The following is a 17600-nucleotide window of genomic DNA, read 5'->3' on the forward strand; positions in this document are numbered from 1 at the left end:
GCGCATCACGCCATAGATCAGCGATTTGGAACGATCGTTAGTAATTCATATTATTAATTTGCACGCCATAATTCATGGAACGCTTCACTTCAAGCCATCCTTGCTCGCGCTCTGCACGTCGACTGTCGGCCAGCCGCCGCCGAGCGCCTTGTAGAGCGTCACGGTGTCCGAGAGAATCTGCTGATGGTTCGCGAGCAGCGCGAGTTGCGCCGCGAGCAGCGTGCGCTCGGTCTCGAACACTTCGAGTTGCGAGATCACACCTTCTTTCAGTTGCGCGTCGATCTGCGCCGCGACCACCGTCAACTGATCGACTTCCTGCTGCAACTCGACGCGCTGCTTCGTGTGCGAATCGAGATTGACGAGCGCGTTTTCCACTTCCTCGAACGCGTTCATCACCGTGCTGCGATATTGCTGTTCGGCGACCGCCGTCTGCGCTTCGGTCGTTTTCACATGCGCGCGCACGGCCGGATCGAGGATCGGGATGTTGATGCTCGGCACGAAGCTCAGCGTGAACATCTTCAGCAGATCGGTGAGTTGAAAGCTCGCCGAGCCGGCGCGCCCGGTCAGGTTGATGGTGGGCAGTTGCGCGAGCTTCGCCTGGCCGACGAGGTCATAGGCTTCGAGCACGCGATACTCGGCCGCGATCAGATCGGGGCGGCGTGCGAGCAACTGCGACGGCAGCCCTTCCGGCACCGGCGGAACCTGCACGCGCTTTTGCAGCTTGCCGTCGGGCATCCGGAATTCGCCCGCGGGCACGCCGATCGCCGTCGAGAGCGCGTTGTTCGCGAGATCGCGCGAACGGCGCAGCTCCAGCAGCTCGCGCGTCAGGCGATTGAGCTCCGCGCGCTGCGTGAGCACCTGCGTCTTGGGCACGAGGCCGTTCTTCTGCATGCCCTCGAAGATCGTCAGGATCTGCTGATTCGTCGCGATGGTCTGCTTCTGCTGCGCGATCTGATCGTCGAACTGAAGAATCTGGAAGTACGTCGTCGAGACGATCGCGACGAGTTCGAGATAGCCCGCGCGCCAGTCGGCTTCGGTCGCGCGGAATTCGGCTTTCTGCGCCTGCACGCCCTTTTCGACCGAACCCCAGATATCGATGTCCCAGCTGACCTGCGTCGCCAGGTTGTACTGCTTCGTGAATTGCTGGCCGGTCGTCTTCTCGAAGCTCGCGCCCGCGCCGAGATCCATCGACGGCAGCGCGCCCGCGCGCGCCTCGCCGATCTGCGCGCCCGCGACCTGGATGCGCGCGGCGAGCACCTTGATGTCGAAGTTGCCGCTGATGGCCTTCTCGACCAGCGAATCGAGATACGGGTCGTGGAACTGCTTCCACCAGTCGGGCTGGATCGTGTCGGACGCGGCGACCTTCGCTGCGTCGATCTTCGTGAAAGCGGTCTTTCCGGGCGTGTCGGGGCGCTGATACGTCGGCGGTGTGACGTCGATGCAACCCGACAGCAAAGCAGCGGCGATCAGCCCTGGCACGACGGCCCACTCGCGCCCGATGGTCAAGCGCAACGATGGCAACAAGGCTCGCACGATCTCGCTCCCGGTGAACGCGCACCGACGGTCAGTTTCTAGGGTGAGAAGCGCGGCGCCGGCCGTTCGGTTCATCAAGTAAATCACACGGCGCGCCGCGACTCCATACGGGTTAAGTCACATGGCGCGCGCGTGCTCTTTGGCACGTCGCGCGTTTCGTGACGCGGCCGGCGGCGGATGCGACCCGCACCTGACCACGACGCCCGATGCTGAGGGCGGTGTTACGGCGAAGCTCCCCGTGCCCCGCCTTTGCTGCTGACTGCTTGGATGCTTACCGCATCGACATGCGGTTCATTCCCCGCGACGCGCGCTTCAGGCGAGATCGCCCGCGATGCCGAAGTTGACGTTGGCGATGTTCTTCGCGTTCTGCGTCGGCGAAACCGTGGATTGCGACTTCAGCGCTTCGGCGAACGCGATGTTGCTGCCGTTCTGGTTGAACGTCGTCTGCGTCTGATTGATGATCTGCTGCGGATTGAACGGCATGGAGAGCGTGGTCCCGTTCGTCGAGATGAATCCGGGGAACAGGACCGCATTGCCGCCGCGCACCGCGGACATCGCACGGGCGTCGAGGTCTTCGGTGACGGGAAGGTCCTTGATGGTCAGCGTCTTCATTTCCGCTCTCCTTGGGTGCGCATCGCGCAATCGGTGGTGGTTCCAACAACTTGTCTGCTCGCGACCATTCATGCATGGGGTGTGCCAGGCGTGTCACGGGTCGGGCGAATTGCGCTGTATCCGTTGCTGCGTCAGGCTCGCGCCGATCTGCACGACATGCTTGCTTCGTTCTTCGTGATGCTGCCCGCCCGACACTTCCCGTTGCCGCTGTCGGTCCCGGAACGACACTGCGGCGGATCGCGCGGACATACGTTTCCCTCCGCGAAACGCGCGCGGAATCGAACTCGATAAAAGCAATCGGGAAAGGCGCTGCTCAGAGCGTCATGCAGCGCCCGGGCTCACTTGACGTAAATCGTGATCTTCCTGGAATAAACGGGCGGGTTATGCGGTATGTGCTTGTCATCGCCCATCAGAAGCTGAAGCGTGTGCTTGCCCGGCGGCAGCTCGATCATCGCTTCGGTTTCGCCGGCGCCGTAGTGCAGATGATTGCGATCCGATGGAATCTCCTGATCCATCGGCGGCAAATCGACGTCGATCAGCAAATGATGATGCCCCGTGTTCGGAAACTTCACGCCGCGCGGCGCGACGCCCATGAAGCGCAGCCCGAACCAGACCTTGAACGGCTTGCCTGCGGGCACGGTCTGGCCGTCGTTCGGATAGCCGATGTACGCATAGGCGTTGGCGGGCGCGGGCGTCGTCCCGGCGAGTGCGAGAGGCGCGGCGAACGCCGTCGCCAGCGTGGCGGCGACGAGGAGCGAACGCGGCAGCGCGAGCGCATCAGCGGATCGTTTTTTCATGTCATGTGCCCTCGGCAAGTGCACAGCTCATTTCACCGTGATCGTGATCTTCTTCGAATACACCGGCGGATCGTGCGGAATGTGGTTGTAGTCGCCCATCAGCAACTGCAAGGTGTGCTTGCCCGGCGGCAGTTCGAGACGCGCATCGGTTTCGCCGGCGCCGTAGTGCAGGTGATTGCGGTCGGACGGTATCTCCTGGTCGAGCGGCGGCAGGTCCGTATCCACCAGCAGATGGTGATGCCCCACGTTCGGCAGATCGACGCCTTTCGGACAGACGCCCATGTTGCGCAAGCCCATGCGCACCCAGAGCTTGCCGCCGGAGATCACGGCGCCGTCCGGCGGCCAGATGATGTACGCCTCGGCGTTCGCCGGCGCGGGCGTGCGGGCACGCGCGGCGGAGAACGACGAATCGGCGGCCAGTGCGGCCAGGGAAGCCAGCGCGCCAAGCACGGTTCTTCTCAGCATGTTATGCACGCCTCTCTCGTTGAAAGGCCTCGCGGATGGGCCAGGGAAAACGATCCTCGCACGCGCGAACGCTCGTGCTCGGAGCGTGATGCAGGTTGCGTGATGCACCGTCGTTGGTTTTTAGATTAGGACGTTACGTTTAAAAAAGATACGTACACACGACGGTCCTTCGCCCCTCATGACGGATACCTCCTTTCAGAGGATTAAGCGGCGCGTTGAGCGCGTGCTATCGTTGTTGGTGCTGGACAGACATCAGGGGCGCGGACCTCGCCCCGAAGCCCCGGCATCCACCGCGAATGCAACGCGATGCCCTCCACTCAAAGCCGAACGGACAGGGTGTGAATATGTGGCGAACTCTTCTTATCGCGGGCGTATTGCTGACGATCGGCCTGGCGAGCGCGCGCGCAAGCGCGGCGCCGGTCGCATCGCCGCCTGGCTCTTCCGTCGCGACCACCGCGCACGCCCCCCGGCATCTCGCGCTCGTGATCGGCAATGCAGACTATGTCGATCATCCGCTCGCGAGCGCATCGCGCGATGCCGACGACATGAGCCGCGCGCTCGGCGCGCTCGGTTTCGATGTCACGCGCCGCACCGATCTCGATGAAGCAGCGATGCGCCAGGCGCTCGATGCCTTCGCCGCGCGCCTGGGCCCCGCCGACACCGCGCTCGTCTATTTCGCCGGCCACGGATTGCAGGTGGGCGGCGATGCGCTGCTCGTGCCGCTCGATGCGCGCGAGCGCCGGCCCGCGACGCTCGTGCGCGATACGGTCTCCGCCAAGGACATCGTCGAGCGCATGACGCGCGCACGCCCGGACGCGACAAACATCGTCGTGCTCGATATGTGCCTGACCGAACCCTTCGCGAAAACGAACGCGCGGACGTGGACGCTGCCTCCGCGCACGCTCGTCGCGTATGCGGCCGCGCCGGGCGATGCCGCCGCCGAGGGCGAGCGCAACGGACGCTATACCGCCGCGTTGCTGGGTGCGCTGAGTGCGCGCGCGTCGGTGACGGAATCGACGTTCGCCGCCGCCGCATCCGATGTCGCGCGTGCTTCGCGCGGCGCGCAGCGGCCCTGGATCGCATCGACGCTCGATGCGCGCGCTCCGATCGCCGATGCGCCCGCGCATGTCCGCATCGCGGATGCCGACGCGAACGCCATCGATCCTGCCGATTCCGCCAATGCCGTCCGCACGCGCGGCATTCTCCCGAAAGACAGTAACGAGCAGTACGAACTGACCTTCTGGGAATCGATCAAGGACAGCACTTATCCGAGCGACTACGAGGCGTATCTGAAGGCTTATCCGAACGGCCGTTTCGCCGCGCTCGCGAAGGCGCGCATCGAACGTCTGCGCGCGGCCGGCAATGCGAAACCGGCGGCATCGGCGCCGCCCGCGGCGACAGCCACGCCCGCCGCGCCCGCGCCGAAGCCGCCGCCGTCCGCGCCGGCTACCGCGGCGGCCCCGGAAAAACCGCGTCCGGCCGCACCGCCCCCGCCCGCGCCCGTGGCTGCAGCGCCCGCGGCGGCGCCCGCCGCCGCCATCACGACCAAGCCCGCGGCCAAGGCGGCGAGCGGCGGCGAGATCAAGGATTGCCCGGCCTGCCCGCTGCTGATTCCGCTCGCGGCCGGCAGCTTCACGATGGGCAGCAGCAACGACGATCCGGCCGAGAAGCCGCCGCATCGCGTATCGGTGGGGCGCGCGTTCGCCATCGGCAAATACGAAGTCACCGTCGAGCAATGGAACGCCTGCGCCGATGCGGGCGCGTGCACGCGCATCGCGCCGGAAGGCGACTCGGGGACGCCCGCGCCCGGCAACGCGCCGATGCGCAACGTGAGCTGGGACGACGCACAGGTCTACGTCAAATGGCTGAGCAAGGTGGGCGGCAAGCCGTATCGCCTGCCGACCGAAGCGGAATGGGAATACGCCGCGCGCGGCGGCACGCAGTCGACCTACTGGTGGGGCGATCAGATGAAGAAAGGCACCGCCGACTGCAAGGACTGCGGCGATCCGTTCAAGCCCGAAGCCCCGACGCCCGTCGGCTCGTTCGCGGCGAATCCCTACGGTCTCTACGACATGAACGGCAGCGTCTGGGAATGGGTCGCCGACTGCTGGCACAGTTCGTACAAGAACGCGCCCGTCGATGGCCGCGCGTGGGACGAACCTTCGTGCAGCGTGCGCGTGATTCGCGGCGGCTCGTGGCGCGAAGGCGCGGCCTACATGCAGTCGGCGACGCGCTTCAAGTACAGCTCCAGCGTGCGCCAGTCGCAGAACGGCTTTCGGGTCGCGCGCGACCTGGAGTGAGGTTCATCGGCCCGCGGCCCTCACGATGATCTGCGCCTGCGTATCCCGCTCGATTTTCTTCAGCGCGGGGAGCGCCGCCCGAAAGTCGTCGGGCGTGCAGACCTGCTTGCCGAAGCGCGCGTCCAGCGTGCGCGAAATCTGCATCACGTTGGTCGACGGATCGAAGAGATAGCGCGAGCGGTAGCGGAAAAAGCCGCTCGTCAGGTCGAGATCGCCGGGCACTTCGGCGACGTGCATCGTCTTCGGCAGCATGATCTGCGAGACTTCGTCGAACGTGCCGCCGATGCACAGATACGGCTGCGTGCGCGTGCGCTCGGCGAGCCAGTTGCGCGTCGTCGTCGCGATGCCGCCCGACAGGCTCGAAAGCGCGGGCAGCGCCGTCGTGCCGGTCGGCCAGACGACGTCGTCGAGCGTGCCGCGCAGCGTCGTCGCGAACGGGCCGCCGGTTGCATCGACATCGCTCGTCGTCAGTGCGCCCGCGCCGCGCAGGTTCGTGACACGCAGCCGTTCCGCCGCGATCTGATCGCGCCGCTGCGCATTCGCGAGGCGCAGATTCATCCGCTCGATCTCCGCGCTCCATCCCGCGTCCTCGACCCAGTAGGCGAAGCTCGCCTCGCCCTGGTCCGCGACCTCGATCTGCAAACGCGCCGTGCGCGCGAGCGGTTGCGTCGCGGGCGTGCGGGCGAGCGCGCCGGTATTCACGAGCAGCGTGGGCCGGTCCATGTCGGCGAGCGGCAGAAAGCCGAACTCGACGCTCGACGCCGTGCTGTCCGCGTACAGGTTCAGATCCGGCAGCCACGTGACGATGTGATTGATCGCGCCCGATCCGTAGCCCGGCACCGAAGGCAGCGTATAGACCGAGCCGAGACCGATCAGCGCGGGTTCGCTGCGGATGCCTACGGCATCGAGCAGCGCGCCGTAGAGCGCGACGTGGTCCTTGCAGTCGCCGTAGCGGTTCACGAGCACATCCGTTACGCGATGCGGCACGGCGGGGCTCTGGCCGATGAACATCGCGACATAGCGGATGTTGCGCCGCACCCAGTCGTAGAGCGTTTTCGCCTTCGCGCGATCGTCGGCGTCGTTTTGCGTGAGCGATCGCGCGAGCGCGATAACGGCGGGATCGGTCGCGCCCGGATCGGCGGCCGCGTCGCGATAACGCTTCGCGAAGCTCGCGTAATCGGGAAAGGTCGTGACGAGCAGGCGTTCGCCGTATTGCGCGTAGCCTACCGAACCGCTTTCGATGCGCGCGAACCGATCGTGCCGGAAGCTGAACACGTAGCGCGTGCGCCCGTTTTCCGTGACGGGCGGTTCGGCCACATAGCCGCGCGCGTCGGCATGGAGCGGCTTGTCGGCGGGCAGATCGAAAACGAGTGTCTGCTGCAGCACGGGCCGCTGCCCCGGATCGACGTAGTAGTTGAACTCCCCCGGGATCACGGCCGCCGCCTGGCTCTTGCGAAAGCGCAGATGCACCGTCGAGCCGATGCCCACCGCCGGAAAGATCACCGCGCGCAGTTTCGCGTCCTGAAACATGGGTGCGCCCGCCGAGCGCGGCTCCTGAATGTCGCGGATCTGATCGGGCGAGACGTCGTGGCGCGCGCCGTTCGCATCGACGGAATAGGCCTCGGCGATTTCCACCTTCGACACGCTCTTGTCGTACCACACGTAGCGCTGCGCGATCTCGTCGACGCCCGCCGACGTATTCGCGCGCAGCACGGTGATGTCGTCTTCGGTCAGCGAGCCATCGGCGGCGACGACGAATTCGTGGACGTCGCTGACGATGATCGACGGGTCGTCGTCCATTGCGGCGGCGACGCACGACCACGCGCACGCGCCGGCGAAGACGCACGCCATCCGGGGAATGAAGCGACGAGTCATGTCGAGGTGTCCGCGCCGCGAGCAGGAAAAGTCATCGTACAGGACGTCGACGCCGCCGCACACGCACGCTCAGCCGCGACAAATCGAAACACGCGACAATTTGTATCACATTGCGATATAATTTTGCGACTGTCGCACGCTCACACGCTTGCGCGCCATCGATCCGGCCAGCCAGTGTGACCTTCCTGACCTTTCCCGGACCGCTGAAAACGTGTCGCGTATCGCATTGCTTCGCTGGCTGCATGACTTTCTACCCGCTCCCGTGGCCCTGCGCTGGACCGAACGTCTGCGCGCCGGTCTCGGTGCGTTGATCGGCATCGCGCTGACGGGCGGCCTCGCGCATCTGCTGATCGGCGATGCATCCGCGATTCCCTATCTCATCGCGCCGATGGGCGCATCCGCCGTGCTGCTCTTCGCCGTTCCCGCGAGCCCGCTGGCGCAGCCGTGGTCGATCATCGGCGGCAATCTCGTGTCGGCGACGGTCGGCGTCACCTGCGCGATGCTCGTGCACGATCCCGTCGATGCCGCCGCCCTCGCCGTCAGTCTCGCCATCTGCGCGATGTTCGCGCTGCGCTGCGTGCATCCGCCGTCGGGCGCGGTGGCGCTGACCGCCGTGCTCGGCGGACCGTCGATTCACGCGCTCGGCTACGGCTTCGTGTTCGCGCCGGTGGCGATCCAGTCGGCGGCGCTGCTCGCGTCGGCGATCGCGTTTCATGCGCTGACCGGGCACCGTTATCCGCATGGCCACGCCGCGCCGAAGCCCGCGACGGCGCCGCCCGACGCCGCCTCGTTCACCCGCGCCGATCTCGAAGCCGTGCTGTCGCGCCGCAGCGAAATGCTCGACGTCGATCCGGACGATCTCGAAGCGCTCCTGCGCGAGACGCAGTTGCAGGCCTACGCGCGCCGTTTCACGGAGTTCACGTGCGCGGACATCATGTCGCGCGCCGTCGTCACGGTGACGCCCGATACGAGCGCGCAGACGGCGCTCGCGCTCATCGACAGACATCATGTGAAAGCGCTGCCGGTGATCGACGCGACGCGCCGCGTGTGCGGCATCGTCACACGCGTGGACCTGGCGCCGGTGCGCCGTGGCGGCATCGCCGAACGCGTGACGCACGCGATCGAGCGGCTGATGCGCGGCCCATCGGCGACGCCGCCGCTCGTCGCCTCGCTGATGACGACCGACGTCTGCACCGTGAAGACGAATACCGCCATCGTCGAGCTGGTGCCGATGTTCGCGCACTTCGGCCATCACCACATTCCGGTGGTCGGCGCGCACGATCAGCTTGCGGGCATGATCACCGAGGCCGATCTGATCTCGGGCCTCTATCGACAGTCGTTCGCGGACAAGCGCAAGACCGCCTGATCCGTCCGACCGTCGCGCCGACTGAAATCCGATGAACAACCCGCGCAAACTCGACAAGCCGGACTTCGAGCAGTTGTCCGAATTCCGCTATCAGATGCGGCGTTTCGAGCGCTTCTCCGAGCGCGCCGCACAAAGCGAAGGCATCACGCCGCTGCAGTATCTGCTGCTGCTGCACATCAAAGGCTATCCGGGCCGCGAATGGGCCACGGTCGGCGAGCTCGCCGAGCGGCTGCAATCGCATCATCACGGCGTCGTGGCGCTGGTCACGCGTTGCGAGGCGGCCGGACTCGTGCGCCGCGCGCCGAGCGACGAGGATCGCCGTCAGGTGCGCGTGCTGCTGGAAGCGCGCGGAGAAGAAGTGCTCGCGCGCCTCGCCGCGCTGCATCGCGCCGAAATCAAGTCGCTGGAGGGCGCGTTCCGCGTGCCGCAAATCGATCTTTGAATCAGCTGGAGCCTCGTTTCATGGACCAACACAAACGCGACTTTTCGGTCAACGACCGGTTGCTGAAGATATGCGGGCTCGCCGCCGTCATCGGCGCTATCGCCACGCTCGCGGCCGTCGTGCTCCTCGGCCTCATCCATCTGTTCACGAACCTGTTTTTCTTCGGCACGTTCTCCATCGAGGACCGCTCGCCCGCGCTCAACACGCTCGGCCCATGGGTCATCGTGATCCCGGTGATCGGCGGATTGATCGTCGGGATGATGGCGCGCTTCGGCTCGGAGAAGATCCGCGGCCACGGCATTCCCGAAGCGATCGAGGCGATCCTCTTCGGCAAGAGCCGCATGTCGCCCAAGGTCGCGATTTTGAAGCCGCTGTCGTCGGGCATCGTGATCGGCAGCGGCGGGCCGTTCGGCGCGGAAGGCCCGATCATCATGACGGGCGGCGCGCTCGGCTCGCTGATCGCGCAATGCATCGACGTGACGGCGGCCGAGCGCAAGACGCTGCTCGTCGCGGGCGCGGCGGCGGGCATGACGGCCGTGTTCGGCACGCCGGTCGCGGCGGTGCTGCTCGCGGTCGAGTTGCTGCTGTTCGAGTGGCGGCCGCGCAGCTTTCTGCCGGTCGCGCTCGCCTGCGCGGTCGCCGGCTTCGCGCGCGCGGCGGTGTTCGGCACCGGCGCGCTCTTTCCGCTCGAAACGCAGCCGCCGCAGATGGTATCCCTGCTGTCGTGCCTCGTGGCCGGGCTGTTGTCGGGCGCGCTGGCGTCGGGGCTTTCGGCGGCGCTCTACAAACTCGAAGACCTGTTTCACAAGCTGCCGGTCCACTGGATGTGGTGGCCCGCGATCGGCGCGGTGTTCGTCGGTGTCGGCGGGTATGTCGAGCCGCGCGCGCTCGGCGTCGGCTACGACGTGATCGGCGATCTGCTGCATCAGCACATCGCGATTCAGGCGGCGCTCGCGATCCTCGCCGTGAAGGCGATCATCTGGGTCGTCGCGCTCGCGTCGGGCACCTCGGGCGGCGTGCTCGCGCCGCTCCTGATGCTCGGCGCGGGTCTCGGCAGCGCGCTCGGCGCGATCCTGCCGGGCCACGACGCCGCGCTCTGGCCGCTCGTGTGCATGGCCGCGACGCTCGGCGCGACGCTGGGCGCGCCGCTCACGGCGATCGTCTTCGCGTTCGGCCTCACGCACGATGCGAACGCGCTGCTGCCGCTGCTCGCCGCGACGCTAGTCGCGCACGGCTTCGCGACCGTCGTGATGAAGCGCTCGATCATGACCGAGAAGATCGCGCGGCGCGGCTATCACATCTATCGCGAATACGGGGTGGACCCACTCGAACGTCACCACGTCGAAGAAGTGATGACGCGCGAGGTCTCGACCATCGACGCCGCCATGCCCCTGAGCGATGTGCTCGCGCGGAACTTCGGGCCGCAGCAGGCTCATCGCGCTTATCCGGTGGTGCGCGAAGGCGTGCTTGTCGGCATGCTGGACCGGGCGTCGCTCGGAACGCTGATCGAGGCGTCGTCAATGGATGCGGGCGTGAGCATCGGCGATGCATTGCAGGCTTCGCGGCACGGCGCGCCGGCGTTCGCGCTGCCGGGCGAACCGTGCCGGCTCGCCGCGACGCGTCTCGCCGTGCATGAACTGGAGCGGCTGCCGGTGGTGGCGGACAAGCAGTCGCTGCGGCTCGTCGGCATCGTGTCGCGCAGCGATCTCGTTAAGCCCGCCCGCGCGCACTTCGACGAAGAGCATCGGCGCGAGCGCTTCAGGGGGGGTCAACGCGCCCCTGCGTTGAGGAAGCATTGAGCGCCGCGAGGGGCCGACCTGAAGCGAGTAGAACTGGCAAGCCTGATTGCTCAGCAAGGATTCGAGCCGCGCGAGCGATATGGATCGATACGGCTCGTGCCGCGCGCTGCTCGCGCTGGCCCAGATCAGGCCGACGCGCGGGCGCTTCGTGCCGGCGGTCAGCAACGTGCTCGCGTTTCGTTCGTGTGCCTCGTGGAACTTTCGAGGGGCGGTACGTGGCGAAGGTCGGTCGGTGGGGTCATGGCCGAATGGGAACTGGCGAGGCGGGTATGCTAGTGCCTCGAAGAATCGAAGGCGCAAAAAAACGTAATTTCAGGGTAGGCGCGCCGGGTTGAAGGCGAAAGTTTCTCTGCGTCATCGTGTGTTCCGGGTGGAGAAAGAATCCAGAGCTGCGCTGATCTTTCAAACTGGGACGTTTAGTGTTAACGTTGCGGACCACACACTGCTGCTGGTTTAGTGCTCACCAGCAGTGAAATACTCCGATATTCGGAGATAGACCGGCAAGACATTCGATATAGTCGTCTGCGGCTTAGGATCCTCCGTTTTCTCGGAGACTTCAGGGAGTTTCGGCAATGCTGAAACTCCCTTTTCAGATTCCCAGCTTTCACGTCGCTTTCCGACAATTCCCACTTATTCTCGGCTTATGACTATCGAACGATCTATATTAATGACAAGTACCAATTAATTCCGTTAATTCATAGCCATTTGTCTCTAAACTAGTAAGCCTCGAATGGGTTATCCATGTTCAGACTGCGACTATTCATCGAGCAAGTCTAACGAATTCCGTGGGATCGATGTCCACAATATAGGGAGTCAGAGTGAATGGTATTGGTCATTACAACGCAAGACATTAAATTTAATTGTCCTACATAACGCAAGTCATTAAATATAAATATTTCTATTTTCGCTTGATCGTTCAGATTCGATTGGGTACAGTCGCTGCGCCAACACTACGCGAGGCGGACGAAAGAAGTGAAAAAGCATCAAGAAACACCCGACTCAATGAGGGCCGAGAAAATCACTGCCGTAGTCCAATTAATATCTAAGGCACGTCAATCTTCTCCACACCCACACGTACCGCGAACATTTGTTCGAACAAATCCTTCGCAGATTCGACTTGTCTTTAAAGTATTAATCTTCCTGCTGCTCCTGATTAGCTGCCTTTACTCAATTTCGGCATTCTGATTCGTCGCCCCATAAGCTCCGGCACAAGAAAGCGACCGATCGATCGAGCAATCGCCCCAGTCACCATGTCGCAAGAACATCGCCGATAACGACATACCCAGGAACGAATCCGCGATGTTTCCTATCATGCAGAATCCCGCGTCTAGCGTCTTTCCGCTCATGACCACCCGCCGCCACTTCCTGCGTCTGTCAGCCGCCGCCGCGCTCGCCACTCGAACCGCCCACGCCGCCGAGCCGTCAACGCCCGCCATGCAAAAACGCGCCATCCCCTCGACCGGCGAACGACTGCCCGTCGTCGGCTGCGGCACCTGGCGCACCTTCGACGCCGGCGACGATCCCGCCCGTCGCCGCGAGCTTGCCGAAGTCCTGCGCGTGCTCTTCGCGGCCGGCGGCTCGGTGATCGATTCATCCCCGATGTACGGCTCGTCGGAAGCGGTCGCGGGCGCGCTGCTCGCACAATCGCACACGCGCGACAAGGCCTTCATCGCCACGAAAATTTGGACCGCCGGACGCGAGGCCGGTATCGCGCAGATGGAGCAGTCGATGCGCCTGTGGCAGACCGATCGCATCGACCTGATGCAGATTCACAACCTGCTCGACTGGCGCACGCATCTCGCCACGCTGCGCGACTGGAAGGCCGCCGGAAAGGTGCGCTACATCGGCGTCACGCATTACACCGCGAGCGCGTTTCCCCAGGTCGAAGCGGTACTGCGCGCCGAGCGCATCGACTTCGTGCAGATCAACTACGCAGCCAACGACCGCGATGCCGAAGCGCGCCTCCTGCCGCTCGCCGCCGAGCGTGGCGTCGCGGTCATCGTGAATCAGCCGTTCGGCGGCGGCTCGCTGCTCGCGAGCCTGCGCAATCGGCCGTTGCCGGCTTTCGCGCAGGACATCGGCTGCACGTCGTGGGCACAGCTTCTGCTGAAATTCGTGCTGGGCAACCCGGCCGTGACCTGCGTGATTCCCGGCACGGGACGGCGCGAATACATGATCGACAACGCGCACGCGGGCATCGGCGAATATCCCGACGCGGCCATGAGCAAGCGCATCGCCGACGCGGTCGCGTGAGGAGGAGCAAAGATGAGCGATCCATTCGACCTGCAACGTTTCGTCGATGCACAGGTAAGCGTCATCGACGACGTGCGCGCCGAGCTCTCGGCCGGCCGCAAGCGCACGCACTGGATGTGGTTCATCTTTCCGCAGATCGCCGGTCTCGGCCACAGCGCGATGGCGCAGCACTATGCGATCTCTTCGCGCGACGAGGCCCGCGCCTATCTCGCGCATCCCGTGCTGGGTGCGCGGCTCGTCGAACTGACGCGCATTGTCAACGGCGTGCAGGGACGTGGCATCGATCAGATCTTCGGCTATCCCGACGACATGAAATTTCATTCGTCGATGACGCTTTTCGCGCACACCGCCGACGATCCGGCGATCTTCCGCGAAGCGTTGCAGCGTTACTTCGGGGGCCGGTCCGACGACGCGACGCTCGCCCGCCTGCAATGACGGGCATGACCGTTGCGCTTCGGGAAACGCCCACGTTTTCCCGGAGCCACGCCATGAGCACATCCTTCAAGCTGCACGATCATGTCCGCTGGAACACGCCGCAAGGCGAAACAACGGGACGCATCGTGCGCATCGTCACCGAACGCGTGACGCTCGACGGTCACACGGTCAACGCATCGCGCGACGATCCGCATTTCGAAGTCGAAAGCGACAAGAGCGGCAAGCGCGCCGTGCATAAAGCCGACGCGCTGACGCGGCTGCCGCACTGACTGTCGTCCCGGTGACGACAACGCACGTTCGCACTATTGCAGTGCGCTCGGCGCAACCCGACACCGTTCCTGCAGAAACCACGATTAACGTTCAAACTTCTACCGCGCCGGAAGCTTGAATCGCGCATTTCCATTGAACCGGTTGTCCCCATCCTTTGAGGAATCGAACCAATGAAATCGAAACTCGTGGCACTGCTCGTTGCATCGTCGGCACTTGGCCTGACTTCCACGGCATCGTTCGCCCAGGTCGCGGGCGCGCAACCGCTCGGTGTAACGGTCGAAGTGTCGACCGCCATCATCGACGGCTGGAGCGTCAAGAAATCCATCCTCAACAAACCCGTCGTGAACGATCAGGGAGAGCGCGTCGGCGTGATCAACGACATCATCGTCGCGCCCGACAAATCCGTTTCGTTCGCGATCATCGCGGCGAACAAGTTTCTGGGCGTCGCGCGTCACGATGTCGCGATTCCGGTCGATCAACTCGACGTGAAGGACGGCAAGTTCGTGCTCGCGGGCGCGACCAAGGACGCGATCAAGGCGTTGCCCGAATTCCAGTACAACAAGGTGAAGGCGACGCCGATCCCGCGCTCGCAATTCGAGCATCATTGATTCGTCGAGGTAGATGCGAGGCGGCCACGCGCCGCCTCGCTCTTGTCGACGCGACACTCACCCTCGACCGGACTCCGCCGATGTTCAAAGCCCTCATGCTCGACCAGCAGGACGACCGCACGGTCGCGTCCGTTCAATCGATCGACGATGCCCGCCTTGCTTCGTCCGGCGACGGCGACGTGCTCGTGCGCGTCGACTTCTCCACGCTCAACTACAAGGACGGACTCGCGATCACCGGAAAAATCCCGGTCGTGCGCACATGGCCGATGGTGCCCGGCATCGACTTCGCGGGTGTCGTCGAAACGAGTTCGCATCCGGATTTCAAACCCGGCGACGCGGTCGTGCTCAACGGCTGGGGCGCCGGCGAAACGCATTGGGGCGGGCTCGCGCAGCGGGCGCGCGTGCCGGGCGATCATCTGATCGCATTGCCCGCCGGCATCACGACGCGTCAGGCGATGGCGGTCGGCACCGCGGGCTACACCGCGATGCTGTGCGTGCAGGCGCTGGAAAAATACGGCATCGCCGCGAACGACGGCGACGTGCTCGTGACGGGCGCGAACGGCGGCGTCGGCAGCTTTGCGGTCGCGATTCTCGCGAAGCGCGGCTATCGCGTGATCGCGTCGACCGGCCGTCCCGAGGAAGCCGCGCGTTTGCGCGAGCTGGGCGCGGCGGACATCGTCGAGCGCGCGACATTGTCGGGGCCGGGCAAGCCGCTGCAGAAAGAGCGTTGGGCGGCGGCCGTCGATTGCGTCGGCAGCCATACGCTCGCGAACGTCTGCGCGAGCATTCGCTACGGCGGCGCCGTTGCCGCCTGCGGCCTTGCGCAAGGCATGGATTTTCCGGCGACGGTCGCGCCGTTCATCCTGCGCGGCGTCGCGCTGCTGGGCGTGGACAGCGTCTACGTGCCGCGCGCGCGGCGCATCGCGGCGTGGCAGGCGATCGCCGAGGAAGTGCCGGTCGCGACCATCGAAAGCGTCGCGACGACCATCCCGCTCGCCGATGCGCCCGAAGTCGCCGCGCGTTTGCTGCGCGGCGAAGTGAAGGGCCGCGTGATCGTCGACGTGAACGCCTGAGCCGCCGTCAGAAGGTGCTCCAGCCGTCGCCAGCGGGCTCCGCTGCGGCGACATGAGCGACACGAGGCGCAGGCTTCGCCACCGGGGCGCGCGTCACGCGCGGCGCGGACGGCACGAACGCAGTCCCCGCGCCTTCCACCGTGAAGAACGCCACGGCTTCGTTGAGCCTGCGTCCCTGCTCTTCGAGCGAGGTCGCCGCCGCCGCTGCTTCCTCGACGAGCGCCGCGTTCTGCTGCGTGACTTCGTCCATCTGCGTGATCGCGAGGTTCACCTGCTCGATCCCGCGTCCCTGCTCCACCGACGCCGCCGCGATCTCCTGCATGATGTCCGTCACGCGCGCGACGGCCTGCGTCACTTCCGCCATCGTGGCGCCCGCCTCGCCCGCGAGCATCGAGCCGTCGCGCACCTTGCCCACCGAATCCGCGATCAGTTCCTTGATCTCCTTCGCCGCCGTCGACGAACGCTGCGCGAGGCTGCGCACTTCGCTCGCGACGACCGCGAAGCCACGGCCCTGCTCGCCCGCGCGCGCCGCTTCCACGGCCGCGTTGAGCGCGAGAATGTTGGTCTGGAACGCGATGCCCTCGATGATGCCGGTGATCTCCGCGATCTGGTCCGAGCTGTCGCTGATGCCGTTCATCGTCGCCACCACACGGCCGACGACATCGCTGCCCTTTTTCGCGATATCCGACGCATTCGACGCGAGCGAACTCGCCTGCTGCGCGTTCTCGGCGTTCTGACGCACGGTCGAGGTGAGTTCTTCCATGCTCGCCGCCGTTTCCTGCAGGGACGCGGCCTGCTCCTCAGTGCGCTGGCTCAGGTCGGTGTTGCCGGTCGCGAGCTCCTTCGCCGCGCCGCCGACCGCACCGCTGCTTTCGCGTACGCGGCTCACGATATCGGTGAGGCGCGTGTTCATCGTCGAGAGCGCGCGCAACAGGTCGCCGGTTTCGTCCTTCGACTCGGCGACGATGCGGCTCGTCAGATCGCCGCGCGCCACTGTCTGCGCGATGCCGACCGCCTCGCCGATCGGCAGCGTGATCGAGCGCGTGAGCAGCGCGCCCGCGATCACGGCGAAGAGCGCTGCCGCCGCGCACAGCGCGAGCAGCACGTTGCGCTGCATCTCGTAGCTCGCCTGATCGGCGCGCACGATGTCTTCGCGCCGCGCGGCAGTGTAGGTCGCGTAATCGTCCGTGGCCTTCACCAGTTGCGCGAGTAGCGGGCGGCATTCGTCGTCCATCTTCTGGATCGCCTCGTCGCGCTTGCCTGCGAGCGCAAGCCCGACGATGTTCGTCGCGACCGGCCCGTACAAGGCTTCCACGCGCGCCATCTCACCCGCGAGGTTTTTCGCCTTTTCGCTCGTGTCGGTCGCGGAGGCGAGCATGTCGCCGAGTTGCCTGAGACGCGCCTGCACGTCCTCGTGCGCGCGCATGACTTCGGCTTTTTCGAGTTCGAGGTCGGCCGGCTTCGTGACGAGCACGAGATTGCGCGCAGCGATCGCGCGCCGGTCGACGGCCGTGCGGATCTGGCTGGCCACGTCGGCGCGGGCGTTGATGCCGTTCACGTAGTGCGCGAAGCCATCCGTCGCGGCGGACAAAGCGCGCAAGGACATGCCCGCCACCAGCACGACCAGCACCGCCAGAATGCCGAAGCCAGCGATCAGCTTGCTCTTGATCGTGATGTTCTTGAGATTCATTTTTGTGGGTTCTCTCAGAGTCCGTTGTAGGGACATACGGCGCCATCAGGTCGCTTCGCGCGGCATACTGCAGTGCACGAGC

Annotated in this window: 16 protein-coding genes; 9 read left to right on the plus strand and 7 right to left on the minus strand. The window is 65.2% G+C overall.

The window, feature by feature from the left end; genetic code table 11:
* Positions 1 to 84 precede the first annotated feature (84 nt).
* From U4Y90_RS07555 to U4Y90_RS07575, 5 genes are all read right to left on the minus strand, one after another.
* Positions 85 to 1533 (minus strand): efflux transporter outer membrane subunit, encoded by a 1449-nt coding sequence (locus U4Y90_RS07555; protein ID WP_321793835.1) that lies wholly within the window; start codon positions 1531 to 1533, stop codon positions 85 to 87.
* A gap of 312 nt (positions 1534 to 1845) precedes the next feature.
* Positions 1846 to 2145: a hypothetical protein gene (locus tag U4Y90_RS07560; RefSeq protein ID WP_321793837.1), complete on the minus strand. Its 300-nt coding sequence runs from the start codon at positions 2143 to 2145 to the stop codon at positions 1846 to 1848.
* Between the two features lie 93 nt (positions 2146 to 2238).
* The gene (locus U4Y90_RS07565; protein WP_321793839.1) at positions 2239 to 2394 is read right to left on the minus strand and encodes a hypothetical protein; all 156 of its coding nucleotides are present in this window, start codon (positions 2392 to 2394) and stop codon (positions 2239 to 2241) included.
* A gap of 89 nt (positions 2395 to 2483) precedes the next feature.
* Positions 2484 to 2942: a DUF4399 domain-containing protein gene (locus U4Y90_RS07570; RefSeq protein ID WP_415749307.1), complete on the minus strand. Its 459-nt coding sequence runs from the start codon at positions 2940 to 2942 to the stop codon at positions 2484 to 2486.
* 27 nt (positions 2943 to 2969) lie between these two features.
* Complete coding sequence (locus tag U4Y90_RS07575) at positions 2970 to 3407, minus strand: DUF4399 domain-containing protein (protein ID WP_321793841.1); 438 nt, start codon at positions 3405 to 3407, stop codon at positions 2970 to 2972.
* Between the two features lie 344 nt (positions 3408 to 3751).
* Here U4Y90_RS07575 and U4Y90_RS07580 point away from each other — a divergent pair, with 344 nt between their 5' ends.
* Positions 3752 to 5707 carry an SUMF1/EgtB/PvdO family nonheme iron enzyme gene (locus U4Y90_RS07580; RefSeq protein WP_321793843.1) on the plus strand — a complete coding sequence of 652 codons (1956 nt, stop codon included), beginning with the start codon at positions 3752 to 3754 and terminating at the stop codon, positions 5705 to 5707.
* 3 nt (positions 5708 to 5710) lie between these two features.
* Here the strand turns inward: U4Y90_RS07580 and U4Y90_RS07585 are convergent, their stop codons facing one another.
* On the minus strand, positions 5711 to 7582 hold the full coding sequence (locus U4Y90_RS07585; protein ID WP_321793845.1) for a DUF3857 and transglutaminase domain-containing protein: 1872 nt from the start codon (positions 7580 to 7582) through the stop codon (positions 5711 to 5713).
* Positions 7583 to 7793: 211 nt separating this feature from the next.
* Here U4Y90_RS07585 and U4Y90_RS07590 point away from each other — a divergent pair, with 211 nt between their 5' ends.
* The 8 genes from U4Y90_RS07590 to U4Y90_RS07625 all read left to right on the plus strand — a co-directional run bounded on the left by U4Y90_RS07590 (position 7794) and on the right by U4Y90_RS07625 (position 15828).
* A complete protein-coding gene (locus U4Y90_RS07590) occupies positions 7794 to 8948 on the plus strand; it encodes an HPP family protein (RefSeq protein WP_321793847.1) in 1155 nt (384 codons plus the stop codon).
* Between the two features lie 31 nt (positions 8949 to 8979).
* Positions 8980 to 9390 (plus strand): MarR family winged helix-turn-helix transcriptional regulator, encoded by a 411-nt coding sequence (locus tag U4Y90_RS07595; RefSeq protein WP_321793849.1) that lies wholly within the window; start codon positions 8980 to 8982, stop codon positions 9388 to 9390.
* A 20-nt stretch (positions 9391 to 9410) separates the two neighbouring features.
* Positions 9411 to 11189 carry a chloride channel protein gene (locus U4Y90_RS07600; protein ID WP_321793851.1) on the plus strand — a complete coding sequence of 593 codons (1779 nt, stop codon included), beginning with the start codon at positions 9411 to 9413 and terminating at the stop codon, positions 11187 to 11189.
* 1344 nt (positions 11190 to 12533) lie between these two features.
* The gene (locus tag U4Y90_RS07605) at positions 12534 to 13442 is read left to right on the plus strand and encodes an aldo/keto reductase (RefSeq protein ID WP_321793852.1); all 909 of its coding nucleotides are present in this window, start codon (positions 12534 to 12536) and stop codon (positions 13440 to 13442) included.
* Between the two features lie 12 nt (positions 13443 to 13454).
* Positions 13455 to 13877: a DUF1810 domain-containing protein gene (locus U4Y90_RS07610; protein ID WP_321793854.1), complete on the plus strand. Its 423-nt coding sequence runs from the start codon at positions 13455 to 13457 to the stop codon at positions 13875 to 13877.
* Positions 13878 to 13930: 53 nt separating this feature from the next.
* On the plus strand, positions 13931 to 14146 hold the full coding sequence (locus U4Y90_RS07615; protein WP_321793856.1) for a DUF2945 domain-containing protein: 216 nt from the start codon (positions 13931 to 13933) through the stop codon (positions 14144 to 14146).
* 171 nt (positions 14147 to 14317) lie between these two features.
* The gene (locus U4Y90_RS07620) at positions 14318 to 14755 is read left to right on the plus strand and encodes a PRC-barrel domain-containing protein (protein WP_321793858.1); all 438 of its coding nucleotides are present in this window, start codon (positions 14318 to 14320) and stop codon (positions 14753 to 14755) included.
* Positions 14756 to 14835: 80 nt separating this feature from the next.
* On the plus strand, positions 14836 to 15828 hold the full coding sequence (locus U4Y90_RS07625; RefSeq protein ID WP_321793860.1) for an MDR family oxidoreductase: 993 nt from the start codon (positions 14836 to 14838) through the stop codon (positions 15826 to 15828).
* Positions 15829 to 15835: 7 nt separating this feature from the next.
* On the opposite strand, the gene U4Y90_RS07630 is transcribed toward U4Y90_RS07625, so the two are convergent.
* Complete coding sequence (locus U4Y90_RS07630) at positions 15836 to 17518, minus strand: methyl-accepting chemotaxis protein (protein ID WP_321793862.1); 1683 nt, start codon at positions 17516 to 17518, stop codon at positions 15836 to 15838.
* Positions 17519 to 17600: the final 82 nt, after the last annotated feature.

The organism is Caballeronia sp. J97 (assembly GCF_905220305.1).
Lineage (GTDB): Bacteria > Pseudomonadota > Gammaproteobacteria > Burkholderiales > Burkholderiaceae > Caballeronia.